Origin of the sequence: Neisseria sp. P0006.S009, assembly GCF_051962915.1 — a bacterium.
Lineage (GTDB): Bacteria > Pseudomonadota > Gammaproteobacteria > Burkholderiales > Neisseriaceae > Neisseria > Neisseria subflava_E.
In genome coordinates, this window is the sequence record NZ_JBQCUV010000003.1 from 228,568 (window position 1) to 244,926 (window position 16,359).

General features: G+C 48.0%; 17 protein-coding genes and 1 riboswitch. Of the genes, 6 read left to right on the forward strand and 11 right to left on the reverse strand.

The window, feature by feature from the left end; genetic code table 11:
• The first annotated feature begins 22 nt into the window (after positions 1-22).
• From ccoO to ccoP, 3 genes are read left to right on the forward strand one after another with little or no spacing between them, the layout of a single operon-like run.
• A complete protein-coding gene (ccoO, locus tag ACTHTK_RS07210; protein ID WP_003748778.1) occupies positions 23-634 on the forward strand; it encodes a cytochrome-c oxidase, cbb3-type subunit II in 612 nt (203 codons plus the stop codon).
• A gap of 4 nt (positions 635-638) precedes the next feature.
• Positions 639-836, forward strand: a complete 198-nt coding sequence (locus ACTHTK_RS07215; RefSeq protein ID WP_003748776.1) for a cbb3-type cytochrome oxidase subunit 3 — start codon at positions 639-641, stop codon at positions 834-836.
• Entirely contained in the window at positions 836-2,182 is a 1,347-nt protein-coding gene (gene ccoP / locus ACTHTK_RS07220) for a cytochrome-c oxidase, cbb3-type subunit III (protein WP_300483432.1), read from the forward strand. The genes ACTHTK_RS07215 and ccoP overlap by 1 nt, the downstream gene beginning before the upstream one ends.
• Positions 2,183-2,332: 150 nt before the next feature.
• Here the strand turns inward: ccoP and ubiT are convergent, their stop codons facing one another.
• From ubiT to ACTHTK_RS07265, 9 genes are all read right to left on the reverse strand, one after another.
• Positions 2,333-2,779, reverse strand: coding sequence for a ubiquinone anaerobic biosynthesis accessory factor UbiT (ubiT, locus tag ACTHTK_RS07225; protein WP_004519590.1), 447 nt, complete (start codon positions 2,777-2,779; stop codon positions 2,333-2,335).
• A complete protein-coding gene (locus tag ACTHTK_RS07230) occupies positions 2,766-3,683 on the reverse strand; it encodes a U32 family peptidase (protein ID WP_004519591.1) in 918 nt (305 codons plus the stop codon). Before ACTHTK_RS07230 ends, ubiT begins: the two co-directional genes overlap by 14 nt.
• A gap of 10 nt (positions 3,684-3,693) precedes the next feature.
• Positions 3,694-4,701, reverse strand: coding sequence for a ubiquinone anaerobic biosynthesis protein UbiU (gene ubiU / locus ACTHTK_RS07235; RefSeq protein WP_295849052.1), 1,008 nt, complete (start codon positions 4,699-4,701; stop codon positions 3,694-3,696).
• A 334-nt stretch (positions 4,702-5,035) separates the two neighbouring features.
• Positions 5,036-5,656: a DUF2238 domain-containing protein gene (locus ACTHTK_RS07240; protein ID WP_440378549.1), complete on the reverse strand. Its 621-nt coding sequence runs from the start codon at positions 5,654-5,656 to the stop codon at positions 5,036-5,038.
• 108 nt (positions 5,657-5,764) lie between these two features.
• Positions 5,765-6,754 (reverse strand): phosphatidate cytidylyltransferase, encoded by a 990-nt coding sequence (locus ACTHTK_RS07245; protein ID WP_049323909.1) that lies wholly within the window; start codon positions 6,752-6,754, stop codon positions 5,765-5,767.
• A complete protein-coding gene (locus tag ACTHTK_RS07250; protein WP_254343685.1) occupies positions 6,751-7,458 on the reverse strand; it encodes a lysophospholipid acyltransferase family protein in 708 nt (235 codons plus the stop codon). Before ACTHTK_RS07250 ends, ACTHTK_RS07245 begins: the two co-directional genes overlap by 4 nt.
• Before the next feature lie 63 nt (positions 7,459-7,521).
• Complete coding sequence (locus ACTHTK_RS07255; protein ID WP_188211928.1) at positions 7,522-7,896, reverse strand: hypothetical protein; 375 nt, start codon at positions 7,894-7,896, stop codon at positions 7,522-7,524.
• 2 nt (positions 7,897-7,898) lie between these two features.
• Positions 7,899-9,185, reverse strand: a complete 1,287-nt coding sequence (locus tag ACTHTK_RS07260) for a phosphatase PAP2/dual specificity phosphatase family protein (RefSeq protein WP_188211878.1) — start codon at positions 9,183-9,185, stop codon at positions 7,899-7,901.
• A 64-nt stretch (positions 9,186-9,249) separates the two neighbouring features.
• Positions 9,250-10,992, reverse strand: coding sequence for a bifunctional alpha/beta hydrolase/class I SAM-dependent methyltransferase (locus tag ACTHTK_RS07265; protein ID WP_440378550.1), 1,743 nt, complete (start codon positions 10,990-10,992; stop codon positions 9,250-9,252).
• 441 nt (positions 10,993-11,433) lie between these two features.
• Between ACTHTK_RS07265 and ACTHTK_RS07270 the strand changes: the two genes are divergently transcribed.
• Together ACTHTK_RS07270 and ACTHTK_RS07275 are read left to right on the forward strand one after the other, a co-directional pair.
• Entirely contained in the window at positions 11,434-11,718 is a 285-nt protein-coding gene (locus ACTHTK_RS07270; protein ID WP_314460144.1) for a PepSY domain-containing protein, read from the forward strand.
• A 166-nt stretch (positions 11,719-11,884) separates the two neighbouring features.
• Entirely contained in the window at positions 11,885-13,747 is a 1,863-nt protein-coding gene (locus tag ACTHTK_RS07275) for a Pycsar system effector family protein (protein ID WP_440378551.1), read from the forward strand.
• Between the two features lie 51 nt (positions 13,748-13,798).
• On the opposite strand, the gene ACTHTK_RS07280 is transcribed toward ACTHTK_RS07275, so the two are convergent.
• Complete coding sequence (locus tag ACTHTK_RS07280) at positions 13,799-14,398, reverse strand: CDP-alcohol phosphatidyltransferase family protein (protein ID WP_440378552.1); 600 nt, start codon at positions 14,396-14,398, stop codon at positions 13,799-13,801.
• A gap of 71 nt (positions 14,399-14,469) precedes the next feature.
• A riboswitch (PreQ1 riboswitch) is annotated at positions 14,470-14,515 on the forward strand.
• Positions 14,516-14,518: 3 nt separating this feature from the next.
• On the opposite strand from ACTHTK_RS07280, the gene queC reads away from it, so the two are divergent.
• Positions 14,519-15,178, forward strand: a complete 660-nt coding sequence (gene queC, locus ACTHTK_RS07285; RefSeq protein ID WP_371459833.1) for a 7-cyano-7-deazaguanine synthase QueC — start codon at positions 14,519-14,521, stop codon at positions 15,176-15,178.
• A 95-nt stretch (positions 15,179-15,273) separates the two neighbouring features.
• Here the strand turns inward: queC and ACTHTK_RS07290 are convergent, their stop codons facing one another.
• Entirely contained in the window at positions 15,274-16,335 is a 1,062-nt protein-coding gene (locus ACTHTK_RS07290) for a L,D-transpeptidase family protein (RefSeq protein ID WP_371459834.1), read from the reverse strand.
• Positions 16,336-16,359 lie beyond the last annotated feature (24 nt).

The window sequence follows — 16,359 nt, forward strand, 5'->3', positions numbered from 1 at the left end:
ACAAGAAAGATAGGCTACCAAAATGAAATTACAACAATTAGCTGAAGAAAAAGTCGGTGTACTGATTGTATTCACCCTGCTTGTAGTCAGCGTCGGCCTTCTGATTGAGGCTGTTCCGCTGTTCTTCACCAAGGCAGTTACCGAACCTGCACCCGGCGTGAAACCATATAACGCCCTGCAAGTGGCAGGTCGCGATATTTATGTACGCGAAGGCTGCTACAACTGCCACTCTCAAATGATTCGTCCATTCCGTGCAGAAACTGAACGTTACGGTCATTACTCTGTTGCCGGTGAGTCTGTTTATGACCATCCGTTCCAATGGGGTTCTAAACGTACCGGTCCGGATTTGGCTCGTGTTGGCGGCCGTTATTCCGATGAATGGCACCGCATCCACCTGCTGAACCCACGCGACGTTGTGCCGGAGTCCAATATGCCTGCATTCCCATGGCTCGCACGCAATAAAGTCGATGCCGAGGCAACTGTGGCGCATATGAAAGCCCTGCGTAAAGTGGGTACACCTTACAGCGATGAAGAAATTGCCAAAGCACCTGAAATGCTGGCTAACAAATCAGAGCTGGACGCTGTTATCGCCTATCTGCAAGGCTTGGGCTTGGCATTGAAAAACGTAAGGTAACATCATGGACGCTAACTGGGCTCGCTCGCTCTTTACTGTTTGGGTATTTATCAGCTTTATTTTAGTTCTCTATATTGTATTCAATAGACGCAATAAGAAAAACTATGACGATGCTGCCAGCAGTATTTTCGATAATGACGAACAAAGGCCGTCTGAAAAGGACGATCAAGCTCAGTCAGTCCGTGATCACGGAGCAAAATAATGAACACAACATCCCAATTTACCAGTAGTTTCTGGAGTATATATATTGCCGTTATCGTCGTGCTCAGCTTCATCGGCCTGGCTTGGCTTCTGCTTTCGCAAAACGTTGTGAAACGCCCTAAAAAAGGCGAAGAAGTAAAAACCACAGGTCATGAGTGGGACGGCATTTCGGAGTACAACAACCCTCTGCCACGTTGGTGGTTTTGGCTTTATGTCTGCACATGGCTGTTTGGCGTCGGCTACCTGATTATGTATCCAGGTATTGGCGATTACAAAGGCCTGTGGGGCTGGAGCAGCCATGGTCAATATGAAGAAGAAGTTGCCAAAGCCAATCAGCAATACGGTAAAGTGTATGCTAAATTTTCCAATATGCCGATTGAGAAAGTGGCTAAAGACCCTGAAGCCCGTGCTATTGCACAAAACCTTTTCAATACCTACTGTATCCAATGTCACGGCTCAGATGCCAAAGGCTCCAAAGGCTTCCCGAATTTGACCGACGACGACTGGTTGTGGGGTGGCGAACCTGAAAAAATTCAGGAAACCATTGAAAAAGGCCGTACTGCCTCTATGCCGGCATGGGGGCCTGCTTTGGGTGAAGAAGGAGTGAAAAACGTAACACAGTATGTTATGTCTCTTTCTAAACCTAAAGGTCAATACGACGAAGAACGTGCAGAACGCGGTAAAGCCCTGTTTAGCGGCCCACCTGCCAACTGTTTCACTTGTCACGGCGACAAAGGTCAAGGTATCCAAGGCCTCGGCCCGAATCTGACCGACGATGTATGGTTGTGGGGCGGTACTCAAAAAGCGATTACCGAAACCATTACCAACGGCCGCAGCAGCCAAATGCCTGCTTGGGGTCACTTCCTTGACAAAGACAAGCTGCACATCATGACCGCTTATGTTTGGGGTTTGTCCAACAAAGACGGTAAAAAAGTTCCTGCTAAAAAAGCCGAGCCTGCTCCGGTAGCTCAACCTGCCGATGCTTCTGCTCCGGCGGCTGCTTCTGCTCCTGCTGCCGATAAAGCTGCTTCAGATGCTAAAGCTGCTCCGGCTGCTGAAGCCAAACCTGCTGAAAAAGCAGAAGCAGCTCCGGTTAAGGTAGACGGCAAAGCTGTTTTTGAAGCCAACTGTAAAACATGTCATGGCGGTATGATTCCGGGCGCACCTGTTGTCGGTAAAAAAGACGACTGGGCTCCTCGAATTAAGCAAGGTAAAGATACTTTGCACAAACACGCGCTTGAAGGTTTTAATTCAATGCCTGCCAAAGGCGGCAACAGCAGCTTGAGTGACGATGAGGTTAAAGCGGCTGTAGACTTTATGGCAAATGAGTCCGGTGCAAAATTCTAATTTTGAGTCGGATTGAAAAAAGCGTACCTAACAAGGTACGCTTTTTTATATTTGATAAAACCAATAAGAGAAGACATATCAAAGAGGTGAAATATATAAGGCCGTCTGAAACATTCAGACGGCCTTTGTTCTTGGTTCAACCAAAATTAATCAATCCAAAGTGGACGTGCTGCGTTTCAGGAACCATTCGCTGAAAGGCCACTCAACACTGTCGAGTAAGTTTTTGGTAATTAGCCCCAGTTCCGTATCGCCTTCGATTTGCAATTTACGGTTGAAAAATAAGGTATCGGGATCTTCCTCGCGCATCATCATGCGCATGAAGTCTATACCGTTGGCCGCCAGCCTCAGATCGGGGACGCCACTGAAGTTGTCGTCCAGGAATTTTTCCGTATTGGCACTAAACCGCACTTTGATACCGGCATCCAAAACTTCGATTTCGAATTTTCTTCCGGCAAAAAGTTCCATATCGGCAGGCAGTAAACCTTTTCTCAGCATGGTATTCAATACGGAGACCAAAACAAAGCGTGGAGGTTTGCCGGGAAGTTTGGTACCGATTTTTGTCATCCATTTGGGTAATATGATTTCAGGCAGCGCCATAATATGCCTCCTTCACGGTTTCAATACCGGGCTGACCGCGCCAATAGCCGTCAACCAGTGTTCCGGTAGTCAATCGTTCCAACTCAGGGTGGACATCTTCCCATGTGGCTTTTCCGTCCAATACATCGCGGTGAATTTGGATAATTTCAGCCATGCTGTGCATTTGTGGCGACAGTCTGAGCATATTCACGCCGATTTTATTCAAGTCTTCATGGTGGGGCAGTAGGTTTTGGCAGCCGTAAGACATGGTTTGGATGCCGTTGATGGTGAGAAACGGCTGGCCTTCTCGCGTATTCATGGCCATACCGTGCTCATGATCGAGGCAGCGGAACTCGCAACTGTCTTTATTCAGATTGTAATGGCGGGCGGTAAAGCAACGTGATGAATAGGCAAGCGGCATTTTACCCCAAGCGAAGAGTTCAGTTTCAATGCCGTCTGAAGCCTTGATGATTTCGGCAACCTTATCGCGGCTTAGCTCGGACGGTGCAATCCAGCGGAATGCCCCTAATTTTCGGAATACGTCCAAAGTAGTTTCGTTGTAGATATTCAGGCTTGCACCGGCAACAAAAGGAATGCCGTGTTCGCGTGCCAATTTGACCGCCCCCATGTCGTTGGCTTCAACTTTAAACTTTCCCTGCTCCGTGATTTTGCGCAAGCGTTTCAGATCGGATTCGCTTTCGAGCAGGACTTGTGAAGAAAGAATAATCTCCTTACCGCTTTCCGCCAAGTCTTCAGCCAGTCCGAACCAGTCGGCAAAGCGCATTTTCTGACGGCGTGAGCAGACTACCTCACCCAAATAGACCGTATCCAACGGCGTATCCAGCATGGAAACGTAAAATTCCAGTAGAGCTTCTTTTTGCCAGAAAAATAAAATAGGGCCCAGCGACAATTTCAATGAATTCATTTTCTTCCCCTTATTTCCATGGGCGGTTGTATGCGCCCAAAGTTGTCTGATGACCTTCCGAAACTTTGCTCAAGGCATTGTTCCAGGACGGATTGACTTTGAAATGCGACGGGTCGGCTGCGGCTGCATCCAGTGCTTGGCGCAGGGATTTGGTTACTTGCGCCGTATACATCGGACTGCGTTGGCGTCCCTCGATTTTGATGGCGGACACACCGATTTTGATGAGTTCGGGCAACATTTCCAAAACATTCAGGCTAGTCGGCTCTTCCAAAGCATAGTAGGTTTCATCATTGACTTTAAAGCGGCCTTTGCACAAGGTTGGATAACCTGCCGGTTCATTGGGTTTGTATTGGTCTATCAATACCTGGTTTAGACGTACGTTCATGCGGTCAGGTAGTTGTTCCCAGCGGACGGATTTTGCCGGAGAGCAGACACCTTGCATATTGGGCGATTCGCCTGTTGCATAGCTCGACAAGATGCAACGGCCTTCCACCATCACACACAAACTACCGAAGCCAAAGACTTCAATTTCCACATCAGTATTGTCAATCACATGTTTGACCTGATCGATGGTCAGCACGCGCGGCAAAACGGCACGACGGATGCCGAACAGCTCTTTCATCATATTGATGGCTTCGTAATTGGTGGCCGAACCTTGTACCGACATATGCAGGCGTAAATTCGGATGTTTGTCTGCCGCATACGCCATGATGGCGGGGTCGGCAACAATAATCGCATCGGCACCCAAATCCGCCGCCGTATCCACAGCGGCGTGCCAACGCTCCACTTGGCCGGCTTGTGCGAATGTATTGATGGCCATCAGTACATTGCGCCCGCGCGCATGGGCGTAAGCTACGCCTTCCCGTGCAGATTTCATATCGAAATTTAGTCCCGGAAAGTTTCGTGCATTGGTCGCATCTTTCAAACCCATGTAAACCGTGTCCGCACCGTTGTCCACAGCGGTTTTCAGTGCAGGCAGGTTGCCGGCGGGGCAGACTAATTCTGGAATTTTCTGCATTTTGTGTTCCTCGTCTTGATGATAACCTCTATCGGGTTAATCAATATTTTGTAGAATTCCGGATATTTTATGGATTAATGACACAAGATATGCTGACTTAAATCAAATCGAAAAATTCATGTTGACGTAGACATATTGTTTACAAAATCTTAACAGACGTTGTTTTTTATATATTTCATGTGCTTAAAAATTTTGATGACGGATTTTGTTTCAAAATCGGCTTATGTTTTTAACTATCGCATTTATTAATTTTTACAATAATAGCGATAGAAAAATGAAAAAAGGCCGTCTGAAAATCTGGTTTCAGACGGCCTTTTGTTTTAAAGGGATATATTTAAGAGAGACCCAAACGCTTATCGGGTCGGGTAAACACAAAAATAAACAGCGAGGTTAACGCGCCCAAAGTATCGGCAAGCATGTCTTTTTGCGCGTCCCAAATATCGCCTTGAGAACCCAAGAACTCCAGTCCGGCCTCTCCGCCGTCGATAACGGCATATTGCCATTCGATGATTTCATAGGCGGCAGCCACGCTCATGATAAAGAACAGGGAGAAAAACAAAGCCAGCGGTAGATTACACAGCTTGCGGCGCAGCAGCCATTCGGCCATTGGGTAGGCATAAAAGCCGATGATGTAGTGGGCAATACGGTCGTAATGATTGCGGTTTTCGCCCAAAATCGGTTCGACAAAGCGGTTGATGGATTCAAACGGTACATCGGCAAAAGTATAGTATGCGCCGATGGAATGCATAATCAGCCAGAAGCTCATGAACAAGTAGGCCAGGTTGCTGAAGCGGAAAATGCGGTAAGTGGCAACCAGAAGGAAAAATACGGATGCTACGGGGATGATTTCGGCGTACCAGACTGCGCGGTCATGGGGATTGATACCTGACCAAACAATGAGGGCGAAGATAATCGTAGCAAGAAAAATGGGAAAGATTGGAGAGGGTTTATTCATATTGTGTGTATGTAATAACAAGGGTTGCGTATTGTATAACGAATCGGTGGATTGGCGGTTTCGGATATTAAAGGCCGTCTGAAAAATAGTTTTCAGACGGCCTGAAGTTTAGCCGTTCCAGAAATAACGGGTGATGTGGAAAAACACGGGTGCGGCAAAACAAATCGAATCCACACGGTCAAGCATACCGCCATGTCCGCGTATCATATTGCCCCAGTCTTTGACACCGTAATCACGTTTGATGGCAGACATAACCAGGCCGCCAAAGAAGCCCATCAGGCAGACGATGAAGCCGATAACGGCCGCTTGGCCGTGGGAGAAAGGCGTAATCGGCGCCATCAACGCGGCAATGGCTGTGGCCGACAAAATACCGCCGACTGTACCGGAAATGGTTTTGGATGGGGAAAGCGAGGGCATGATTTTTGCACCGCCTATCAGTTTGCCCCAAACGTATTGCAACACATCCGATACTTGCACCACGCCAATCAGAAAAATCAGCAACAGGATATTGTTGCCGTTGTCGAAGCCGTCCAAGTCGAGAAACATCAGCGCCGGAACATGGGACAGGCAGAAGATGCAAATCATCGCCATCCATTGTGTTTTGGCGGCGCGTTCCAAAAAGTGCGCGGTTTGGCCGCTGAGGCTGGCAATAATCGGCAGTATCAAAAAGCCGTAAACTGGAATAAAAATGCTGAACATGCCGTACCAGCCGTCATAGACGAAATAGTATTGCACCGGCAGCAGCAGGTAAAAGCAGACCACCATGCTGTAATAGTCGCTGCGGCGGCGATAGACGAGGGTCATGAATTCGCGCAGTGCGGCAAATGAAATCAGGAAAAACAGTACAACCGTTCCGATTTTGCCGAACCAAAACGCGCCCAGCAACACCAGCGTCATCAGCCACCATGCGTAAATGCGGGCGTTGAGGTTGGCGATGGTGGCATTATCTGCACCGTTTTTGCGCTTGAGCCATTGTCCGATAATGCTGGCAAAACACAATACGGCAAATACGCCGACAAAAATATAGCCGGCTTGCGGAGTCAGATGAGCGGCGGCTTGTTCGACAATGATTTGTTGGGAAGTCGTAGAAAGGCTCATGCTTGTCCTCCTTTGTTTTGATGAACTTCAGGTTCATTTTGGCGAAGCTCGCTGCGGTCGTTTTCAGACGGCCTGAGTGCCAGCAGCGCTTCACGGCTGCGTGTCAAAAAACTGTCTTTGTCTTCGTTTTCCTGCAAGGTAAGCGGCTGTCCGATATGGACTTCACACAAAAGCGGGATAGGCAGGATTTTGCCTTTGGGCAACACGCGGCTGATGTTGTCTATCCAAATCGGCACAAATTCGGTATTGGGTTTGCTTTTCGCCAGATGATAAATGCCGGACTTAAACGGCAGCAGGATGGTGTTGTCGTCAGTATTACGCGTGCCTTCAGGGAAAATAATCAAGGAGTCGCCTGCGTTCAGCGCGTCTTTCATCTGTTCGGTAATCGCTTGCGGATTATCGCTATGGCGCGGAATCAGCAAAGCATTGAAAACGTTTTGAATGATGAAGCGTTTGAGTTTGCTCGTCAGCCAATAATCCGAACCGGCTACAGGGCGCGTGGACAAGCGCCAGCGGCGGGGCAGGGAAATCCACACCAACACAAAATCGCCATGGCTGCCGTGATTGGCGTAATAAACTTTTTGGTGCTGATTGAATGTCAGCTCGCGCGGACTTTTAGGACGTACGCCCGTAAGAAAAGAGACCGACAGACACAAGGCTTGGTCGGTCAGCCAGGCAAGTTGTTTTTTGAGGAAGTTTTTCATTGTTTCTGCCTTTGGGAGTGAGATACCGCTAAGGATTTGGTTTGGGTAAATCAGCCAAAATAATCAAATGCTTTGGATAAGCAAAATTAAAAATTGTGCGGCGGTCAGGTATAAGCTTTTGCGCCATAAGGAAAGTGCGCTGTTTATCCGTTGGGTTAAAGTGCGGCTGCCTGAAATTTGGCGCAAACCGTTTTGCTGTAAGGCGTGGTCGAAGTCTTCAGGAGCGTAGTGGTTGTCGGCAAAGTCTTGGAAGACGCGGCGGTCGAAGTGAATACGGATATGGCAGTACAACAAAACCGCTGCTAAGACGAGTTGCACCGCAAACCAAGCACCACCATATTTTGCCGATAAGGCGAGCAGCAGGGCATTGCAGACGGCAACATAATGTGCGGTAGAGAGTAGGTGGGCAGTAATACGGCTATCGGTTGAGTTGTCCATCATTATCCTTGTTTTAAACGGTTGGCCGCAGCTTCGACTGCCTGGGCAGTGGCCGGCGATAATACCATTTGCGGCCGAGCCTGTTTGAGTTCGGCCTTCGCTTGTGCCAAGTCTTTGCAGCTACCATAGACCAGCAGCCATGTCAGCACCACTGCGGCACTTCTTCCATAACCCAAAGCGCAACATACCAGCACTTTGCCGTGTTTTTGGCGCAAGGTTTCTAATATCAAGGCCGTCTGAACCAAATCGTTTTCAGACGGCGTTACCATATCCAGTAAAGGCAGAGCGCGATATTCTCCCTGATGGCTACGGCAGGGATATTCGGCGCATACATCCAATACGGCAGGCAGATGGTTTGAAATCCCCAAAACGCTGCCAATCCATACATCATGGCGGACTGGTGCCGTTTTCGCTTTACCGCGTAACCAATACGCCATGTTTAGTCGTACGCCCACCAGATAAGGCAACAGCAAAACCGTCGCAGCTGCCGATAATTTACCGTTAGCCTGTTTTTGGAATACGTTTACATTTCCAGTCAAATAGGCAAAGGCCACCATCAGCAAAGACACGCTAATCCATATCAACCACAGCCACGCGCCACCCAGCAACGCGGGTAATGCCGTCAAACACGCACCAAGCAAATACAGTAGCTCAATCTTTTGTGAGCGTGCATGACTCAAGCCCAGTTTTAACGGTGAAGCCATCTGACGCGGAAAAGCCCACAACACCAGCCAGCCGAGCAATGCTCCGGTTGGTACGTCGATAAAATGATGTTGATAAGTCGTCAATACCGACAAGGCAATCAGGCTTTGCCATAAGAAAAGCGGCAGGCGGATTTTGGGAAAGCGCGTCCAATAAAACGCACCCACGATAATCGCCAACGCAATATGCAAAGATGGCGCTTGGTTGTACGGCAAATCAAACGCAGCCAATGAATCAAACAGCCAGCCCGACAGCCCATCGGCAGGCGGTTTAGGCCACCCGAAACGCAGCGGAAACAGCACGAAGCAAAGAGTCGCAATCAGTTGGGCAGCTACAAGGTGCGCTACATATCGGTTTTGTTCATGTGTATCACGGCAAAGAAAAAATGCCGCGGCATACATCAGGTTTAGCGACCAATAAGGCACAATCGTCCATGCCCAAAACGGAATATTGCGCTCCCATGCAAAAGCGACTTCCGGCACATAGTCCAGCGATGCCGCGTAATGATTGGACAGGCCGTAGCTGGTGTAAAACAGGATACCGACTGAAATCAGCTTGAACAGAGAAGTTTTTAGGGTAGGTTTCATGGATAGGTACATGGTTTAATAAGGCCGTCTGAAAGTTAAAAATTTGTTCAGACGGCCTTTATTTTTATTTCTTCACTGCCAAGCTCACGGTGAAAATACCGTCTTCGTCTATCCATTGATGGATTTTTTCAAAACCAGCTTTTTCAACCAACTGATCCATTTCCTGTTGGCTGCGGCGGCGCATTACCCAGTTTGGGCTGCCTGCTTTGTGGCTGGTCAGGGCGCGGGCAATCATTTCCAGTTGCGGATGCCAAGGCTGGCCGGTGTAGATCAGGTAGCCGCCGGTTTCAATGGCCTCACCGAAACCGTAGAGCGAGTTCAAAATCAAATCATTGTCGGCAAACAATTCATGTAGGCCGGAAACAATGCCTAGAGTAGGGCGCGGCTGCAAATCGTGATAATTGGCGCGGTCGTAGGCATTGACTTCATTGAAGGTTACCGTCTCTTGCAAGCCGCGCTCGGCAATCAGTTTGCGTCCGGCTTCGACATTAATCGGGCTGTAATCGCGCAAGCGTACGGAATCAGGCAACGTATCGGTAGTCAGGGCATCCAATACATAGCGGCCATGACCGGATGCAATATCCAAAACGTGTACAGGTTTCCCTGCTTCACGCAGTTTGGCTGAGGCCGTCTGAATGGCTTTGCCGATATTGACTTTGCGTTGGCGGATGCCGCGCCAGCCGATGGCATTGAGATAGTATTTGTCCACCCATACACCGAAAGCGTTGCTGCCTTGCGGTTGATTGCGGTAGACGTAATCCAGCGTGCTGCCCGAATCAAAACCTGTTTCTTGACCGATTCTCAAGCCTTCGCTCCAGCGCGCCCCCAGTTTGAGCGAAGCACGATATATTGCCCAAAATGCGCCGCGAGGTGTACAAACAGGCAAAGGCGTAGCCAGTTCGTCAGCTTCGCGGCGGCTGCCACTGTGCAAATGGGCTTGGGTTAAATCAACTGGTTGCAAAGGTTGGTTGAAACGCTCGCGGATAAAACGGCGCATTTCTACAAACGCAATTTCACGGTCTTGCTCGCCTAACGTATCGTGGTAGAAGCCGGGCAGGATATGGCGCTCTTTAATATGACTGCCTAAGCAGTTGTAAAAATCGTGTTGCGGTTTGTGATGAACAACCCAATCGCTGCCTGAGATCAACAGTTGTACAGGCGTAGTAATCGCTTGTGCATCGGCAACGACGCGCTCGGCCGCTTCATATAAACCCAGCAGGATACGAACGGAAATAGCGCGGGCAATAAGTGGATCATTGTCGTAGCTTTTTTGACGTTCGACGTTGTGGGTCAGATAGTGGGCTTTGACGTAGCTGTTGACAAAAAAATTGCCACGCCATTTTTGCATAATTTTTAAACCGGTACGGGCAAACGGAACATAGAGTTTGACTTTGAACGCAGGCGAAGCCAATACGGCGCAACGGATTTTCGGAGCGTAATCGTGCAACCAAGTAGAAACCAATACCGCACCGACACTTTGCGCGATAACGCAGATGTTTTCAGGTTTGATACCGTATTCGCTTTGGATGTGTCGGATAAAATCATCCACATCTGAAACCGAAGTGCCGATACTAGGACTATCGCCGCGTTCACCGGGGCTGTAACCATGACCGCGCGCGTCCCAAGCAAAATAGGCAAAATCATCAAAACCCAGTTCATCTGCCACAAACATCATCCGGCCGGAGTGCTCATGTCCGCGATGGAACAGCACAATGGCTTTGTCGGAAGAACCATCGGCAGCAGGGCGATAGCGGTAGAAAAGCGAAGTACCGTCTTGGGTAGAAAAGTATTTTTGCTGTTCGGACATGAGAAACTCCTAATAGTCATATTTTTTGAACAGTATCATGACATATCAAATAAATGCAATGATTATCCGATAGACGGACGAATGAAATGATGGGGAGACATGGTAAAAGATGATTCCAAATTTCACTTAAAACTGATGACAGTAATCGTTAAAAGGTTAGATAGAGGGTGTTTGGATAACCTTACAAACTACTACCGACATATCATCATAAACTCTTTGTTTCGTAATTAATTTACGAAATACAGTCAGACGGGACTTATCGTTATCATATTGTTGCCAAATTTTTTCTCTTATTTCTTCCTAAGGGGAATCGCTTAGGCCGTCTGAATAGTTTTCAGACGGCCTTTACTGCGTTTAACCAAGCACTAATTAACTGCTAATTTTGTCATGTTTTAATACATCCATCGAAACCCGAATACACATTTGAAAAGGAAATCAAACATGAAAAAATTCTTATTGACCGCCATCGTTGTTTTGTCTGCCGCTACTGCCGGTGCCAGCGATTATATCGAACACAAAATCTACAACGACAAAAACTTCGAGCAAAATCGTGCTAAAGCCGTAAAAATATTGGAACAACGCGGCTATCAAGTCCACGATGTTGAAGCCGACAGCCGTCGCGGCCAGCCTGTATTGGATATTGAGGCTTTTAAAGATGGCCGTGAGTACGACATTGTTTTGTCTTACCCTGATTTGAAAATTATTAAAGAACGCATCGATTATTAATATTTCGATATAAAGTGGATTGTCGCAGGGCTTTTGGTCCTGCGACAGTTTGCTATTTAGGCATTTAAAGAATGTAAATAGCATGTAAATTATCTAAAATAAATGAACTAAATATGCTTTTTTATTTTCCATTTAATTCAAAGTGTTTGATGTTGAGAGTCATGATATGAGTTTGAATGATTGGAAGGAAGATGGTCAACCGAAGCAGATAGGCGACCAAGAAAAACCTTTAAATGACGGCACAGCTGCCGAATCCCAACAGGATGTTGATTTTTGGGATCACAGTCAAAACGGTGTGGTTGAAAATGAAGTTGAGGTTGTGGCTGACGCGGTAGAAATTCAGGAAACGGTAGAAGGTCAGGGAGTGGTTGAACATCCTGAAATGCCGTCTGAAAAAAACGAGAAGAAAGCCAAACGTAAAAAAGATAAGGCGAAGAAGAAAAAAAATAAAGCCGAGGATTTGAATGCGCCTGATTTGTTGGGTACGAATAAGGGCGTGGAAACCATGTTCCGCAACGCCGTACGCTCGGAGATGGAATTGTTGGCGCTGGCGGCAACCAAAGCGAACATTATGATTTCGCTGAATGGTTTTATTGTTTCTGCGCTGATGATTTCGGGCGCGTTTATTTTTTCATCGTCGCCCGAGTTTTTGATTCCGGCCAGTACGTTTATGATTACTGCCGCTGCGTCTATCGTGTTTGCATTGCTTTCTGCTTCGCCGGAACGTATCGGCAAAATGCAGGCGGCGCGTACATGGTTTAAGGATTTTGTCCGAGGCCGTTCGAAACTGCGGGATTTGAAAACCCGCCTCAGCAGTACCGAAACGCGCTTTTTTGGCGGCAGCCAACCCAATATTTTGATTTATGAAGACCGTGTGAAGCTGCAAAAAGATCAATATTGGGAAATGATGCAGGAGATTATGGGCGACCGTAAACAAATCTATGAAAAGATGAGCGACCATCTTTATTGGCTTGGTTTGTTGGCGGACAAACAGTTCAAATACATCAATTTATCTTACGCTGTATTCCGCTGGGGCTTGCTGGCTTCGTTAGCAGCATTTATCGGCGTGAAAACATTGCCGTCATTGCTGACGCCTCCAGCCAACAACGAGGCAGAGTTGCGCTCGCTGGGTATCAATATGTTTAACGGCGTATTTGAGCCTTCTGCCGTACAACAGCTTCCGGATGGTAAATTGCTGATCGCGGAAGACGAACCAAACCATGCGTTCAGTATCATCAGCATTGATAAAACCGGCAAGTTTGTGGAAGACGAGGCATTGGATACACGCGTGATTACCGGTTTCAAACGTCGTCTCAGCGACTTGGAGGCTTTGGCACGCGACGATGAAGGCTTTATCTACGCGCTGACTTCACATTCTCGCACCCGTAAAGGCAACCGCTCGCCTGACCGCGAACACCTGATGCGCTTTAAAATCCAAGACGGCAATGTGTTGGGGCTGACCAGCTACGATAATCTGACGCAAGTTTTGGAAACCGATCATAAGCTGCATGATTTGATTCGCGAGCGAACCAAGGCAGAAGTTTCTTTTGAAGAAATCAATATTGAGGGCATGGCGTTTGATCCGGTGAAAAAACGTCTTGTTTTGGGATTTCGTGATCCTGAGTTCAACAACATGGCTTTGGTCGCGTTTATCAGCAATCCGAAAGATGTGTTTGAGCGCAATGCCAAGCCTGAGTTTGATGAAGTGGCGGTGATTGATATTGATGGCGGCGGTATCCGTTCCCTCAACTATGATCCTGTGTTGAAAACCTACGTTATCGCCAATGAAGTGAAGGATGAGAATGGACAGAAATTCTCACAACTGTGGACTTGGAGCGGTAATCCGACCGATGAACCGCAAAAAATCTCTCTGCCTAATCTGCAACACATCACCAACGTTGAAGCTGTTGATTCGATTACCATTAACGGCAAGCCGCAGATGATTTTGATGGGTGACGAAGGTAATGCTTCGCAGAAAATTACTGCCAAGTATATGTTGGTAGATTACAGTCAGTTGGGTAAACAGTAAGTTATCTCGGCTGATGGATAAAAGGCCGTCTGAAACCGATAGTTTATGGTTTCAGACGGCCTTCAAGCCATTGATGACGCGTTTGTAGCAGGTATAAACCAATGCCGCGCAGGCCAGCCACATAAGGATATAGAAAGTCGAATGGAAGCTGCCGGTGATTGCATACCATACTGCCAATGCGCCGATAAAGAATGCGCGGTCGCTTTTGCCGAATGGCCCGTCATAACGACGGCCGTTGCCATGAACTTGTCCCAAAACGCCACAAAACTCGGTCATTGCCGCCAGCCAAATAAACAGGGCGATTTGCACGCCGCCGAAGGGCGCGATGAAGGCAAAAGGCAGATACAAAGCAGCATCGGCGGCAATATCGGTGATTTCATTCAAATAACCGCCTAATGCCGATTGCTGGCCGAACTCCCTTGCCAACATGCCGTCGATTGCATTCAGCGCCATGCGGACAAACAACCAGATCGGCAAAAGCCAGAATAATGTGGATACACCTGTAAACAATGCTAAAAGTAAACCGATCAAAATGGAAACAGCGCAGGCAAACAGAGTGACCTGATTAGCAGTAATGCCTTTTTGATACAGTCGCTTAACAATGGGGCGCAACAGGTTTTGAAATTTTGGTTTCAGGGCGTAGATGCTCATAATTATGCTATATAAAAGAAAATGAAGTGCCGTGATTATAGACGAAATCCGTTATAATCCGTCAATCTTCAAATCACGCGGTTCGCAAACCTCCCGCGTTAACAAAACTAGGAATTTACTATGGAAAAACAGCAGGCCCTCGTTATTTTTTCGGGCGGGCAGGATTCAACAACCTGCCTGATTCAGGCAATTCAAACATATGGCCGTGAAAATGTGCAGGCCATCACTTTTCAATATGGACAACGCCACGCCATCGAATTGGAGCGCGCGCGTTGGATTGCCCAAGATTTAGGCGTGAAGCAGACCGTACTCGATTTGAGCCTGATGCAACAGATTACGCATAACGCGTTGATGGATGATACAGCGTCCATTGAAACAGCTTCAGACGGCCTGCCCAATACATTTGTAGATGGACGCAATGCTTTGTTTTTGCTGTACGCCGCTATTTATGCCAAAGGGCAGGGGATACACCATATCATTGCCGGCGTGTGCGAAACCGATTTTTCCGGTTATCCCGACTGTCGCGATGTGTTCGTCAAGTCGATGAATGTTACGCTGAATCTGGCTATGGATTACGCTTTTCAAATCCACACGCCCTTGATGTATTTAACCAAAGCGCAAACTTGGGCATTGGCGGATGAAATGGGTGTGTTGGATTATATTCGCGAGCATACGCATACCTGTTATAACGGTGTGGTCAGCGGTTGTCATGAATGCCCAAGCTGTATTTTGCGCGAACGCGGCTTGTCAGAATATTTGGAAAGCAAAAAGGCCGTCTGAATCAAGAGAGGCCTATATTTCCAATATCCATTTGTACGAAAAGGCCGTCTGAACAATTCGTTTCAGACGGCCTTTGGCTATGTATTTTGTTCTGCTTAGAACAGCAAATCTTCCGGTTCGCTGCTTGCCGGAGTCTCTTTTACAGGAGCAGAGGCCGGGGCAGTAGCCGGTTCGGAAGCGGCTTTAGGCGCGGAAGCAGGCGTCTCGGCAGGAGTAGTTGCCGGTTTGGCAGCAGGTTTTGCCGGTTTCACCGGAGTCGGACGAACGCTTTGTTTCGGTTCGGATGCTGCCTTGTTTGTATCGTCGGTAGCATCGACTTCGATTTCAGTGCCTTGAGGCAATACCACATCTTTAGCTGGAGCTGGTTTCGGCATGACTTTTGGTTTGCTGTAAGCATCCGTGCCGCTAGTCCATGCCAAAGATTTCAAAGGCGATTTGAGTTTCACGCCTTTGGCGCAGGTCAGACAGTTTGCCGCGCCGGTGCGACCTTTCAGGATCGCATCTACACGCGCGGCAGGAATGGTTTTACCGTGCGCTTTTGCCCAGGCGGCAATGCTTTTTTTCAGTGCAGCCGTATCAAGGTTTTTCTTGTCGTATGGGTCACGATAGGCAGCCAGCCATAAGTTTTGGTTGGCATCTTCGTTCAGACTTGCCATTTGGTAGATAACGGAGGCAGGGGAACCTGTTGCGATGGTTTTGGCAAATTCCAATGCATCAGGCGATTTCATGCGCACGCAACCATGGCTGCGGACGCCAGGTACGCTGGCAGGGGCATTGGTGCCGTGAATGCCAAGGCTCAATTTAGGGTCGCCAAGACGGACAAATACCGGGCCCAGCGGATTGTTTGGGCCGGCCGGTACGCTTTTTACGCCGTCATTGCGTTCTTTTTGAATAGATTTAGGGATGTGCCAAACCGGGTTGTAGGCTTTTGCGCCGATTTTATGTTCGCCCAGGTTGGTTTGGGTCATGGCTTTACCGACAGCAACAGGATAAATTTTGCTCAGTTTGCCATTGTCGTAGAGGAACAAACGCTGTTGCGTAATATTGATAACGACGTGTTGTCCGGAAGAGGCGGGGGAGACGTCTGGAATAAGTGTGTTTGCAGCAGCGGCTGAAGTTAAAAGGGCGGCTGTCAGGCCGAACAGTATTTTTTTCATGTCGTCTTTTTTTGTAGGGTTTGA

Bases quoted from the DNA above. Each gene is read 5' to 3' on its own strand.
- ACTHTK_RS07270 (WP_314460144.1), top strand. From the start codon at position 11,434: ATGAAAAAATTCTTATTGACCGCCATCGTTGTTTTGTCTGCCGCTACT.
- ACTHTK_RS07275 (WP_440378551.1), top strand. From the start codon at position 11,885: ATGAGTTTGAATGATTGGAAGGAAGATGGTCAACCGAAGCAGATAGGC.
- ACTHTK_RS07230 (WP_004519591.1), bottom strand. From the start codon at position 3,683: ATGAATTCATTGAAATTGTCGCTGGGCCCTATTTTATTTTTCTGGCAA.
- ACTHTK_RS07265 (WP_440378550.1), bottom strand. From the start codon at position 10,992: ATGTCCGAACAGCAAAAATACTTTTCTACCCAAGACGGTACTTCGCTT.
- ACTHTK_RS07280 (WP_440378552.1), bottom strand. From the start codon at position 14,398: ATGAGCATCTACGCCCTGAAACCAAAATTTCAAAACCTGTTGCGCCCC.
- ACTHTK_RS07260 (WP_188211878.1), bottom strand. From the start codon at position 9,185: ATGAAACCTACCCTAAAAACTTCTCTGTTCAAGCTGATTTCAGTCGGT.
- ACTHTK_RS07250 (WP_254343685.1), bottom strand. From the start codon at position 7,458: ATGAAAAACTTCCTCAAAAAACAACTTGCCTGGCTGACCGACCAAGCC.
- ccoO (WP_003748778.1), top strand. From the start codon at position 23: ATGAAATTACAACAATTAGCTGAAGAAAAAGTCGGTGTACTGATTGTA.
- ubiU (WP_295849052.1), bottom strand. From the start codon at position 4,701: ATGCAGAAAATTCCAGAATTAGTCTGCCCCGCCGGCAACCTGCCTGCA.
- ACTHTK_RS07255 (WP_188211928.1), bottom strand. From the start codon at position 7,896: ATGGACAACTCAACCGATAGCCGTATTACTGCCCACCTACTCTCTACC.
- ACTHTK_RS07290 (WP_371459834.1), bottom strand. From the start codon at position 16,335: ATGAAAAAAATACTGTTCGGCCTGACAGCCGCCCTTTTAACTTCAGCC.
- ACTHTK_RS07215 (WP_003748776.1), top strand. From the start codon at position 639: ATGGACGCTAACTGGGCTCGCTCGCTCTTTACTGTTTGGGTATTTATC.
- ACTHTK_RS07240 (WP_440378549.1), bottom strand. From the start codon at position 5,656: ATGAATAAACCCTCTCCAATCTTTCCCATTTTTCTTGCTACGATTATC.
- ccoP (WP_300483432.1), top strand. From the start codon at position 836: ATGAACACAACATCCCAATTTACCAGTAGTTTCTGGAGTATATATATT.
- ACTHTK_RS07245 (WP_049323909.1), bottom strand. From the start codon at position 6,754: ATGAGCCTTTCTACGACTTCCCAACAAATCATTGTCGAACAAGCCGCC.
- queC (WP_371459833.1), top strand. From the start codon at position 14,519: ATGGAAAAACAGCAGGCCCTCGTTATTTTTTCGGGCGGGCAGGATTCA.
- ubiT (WP_004519590.1), bottom strand. From the start codon at position 2,779: ATGGCGCTGCCTGAAATCATATTACCCAAATGGATGACAAAAATCGGT.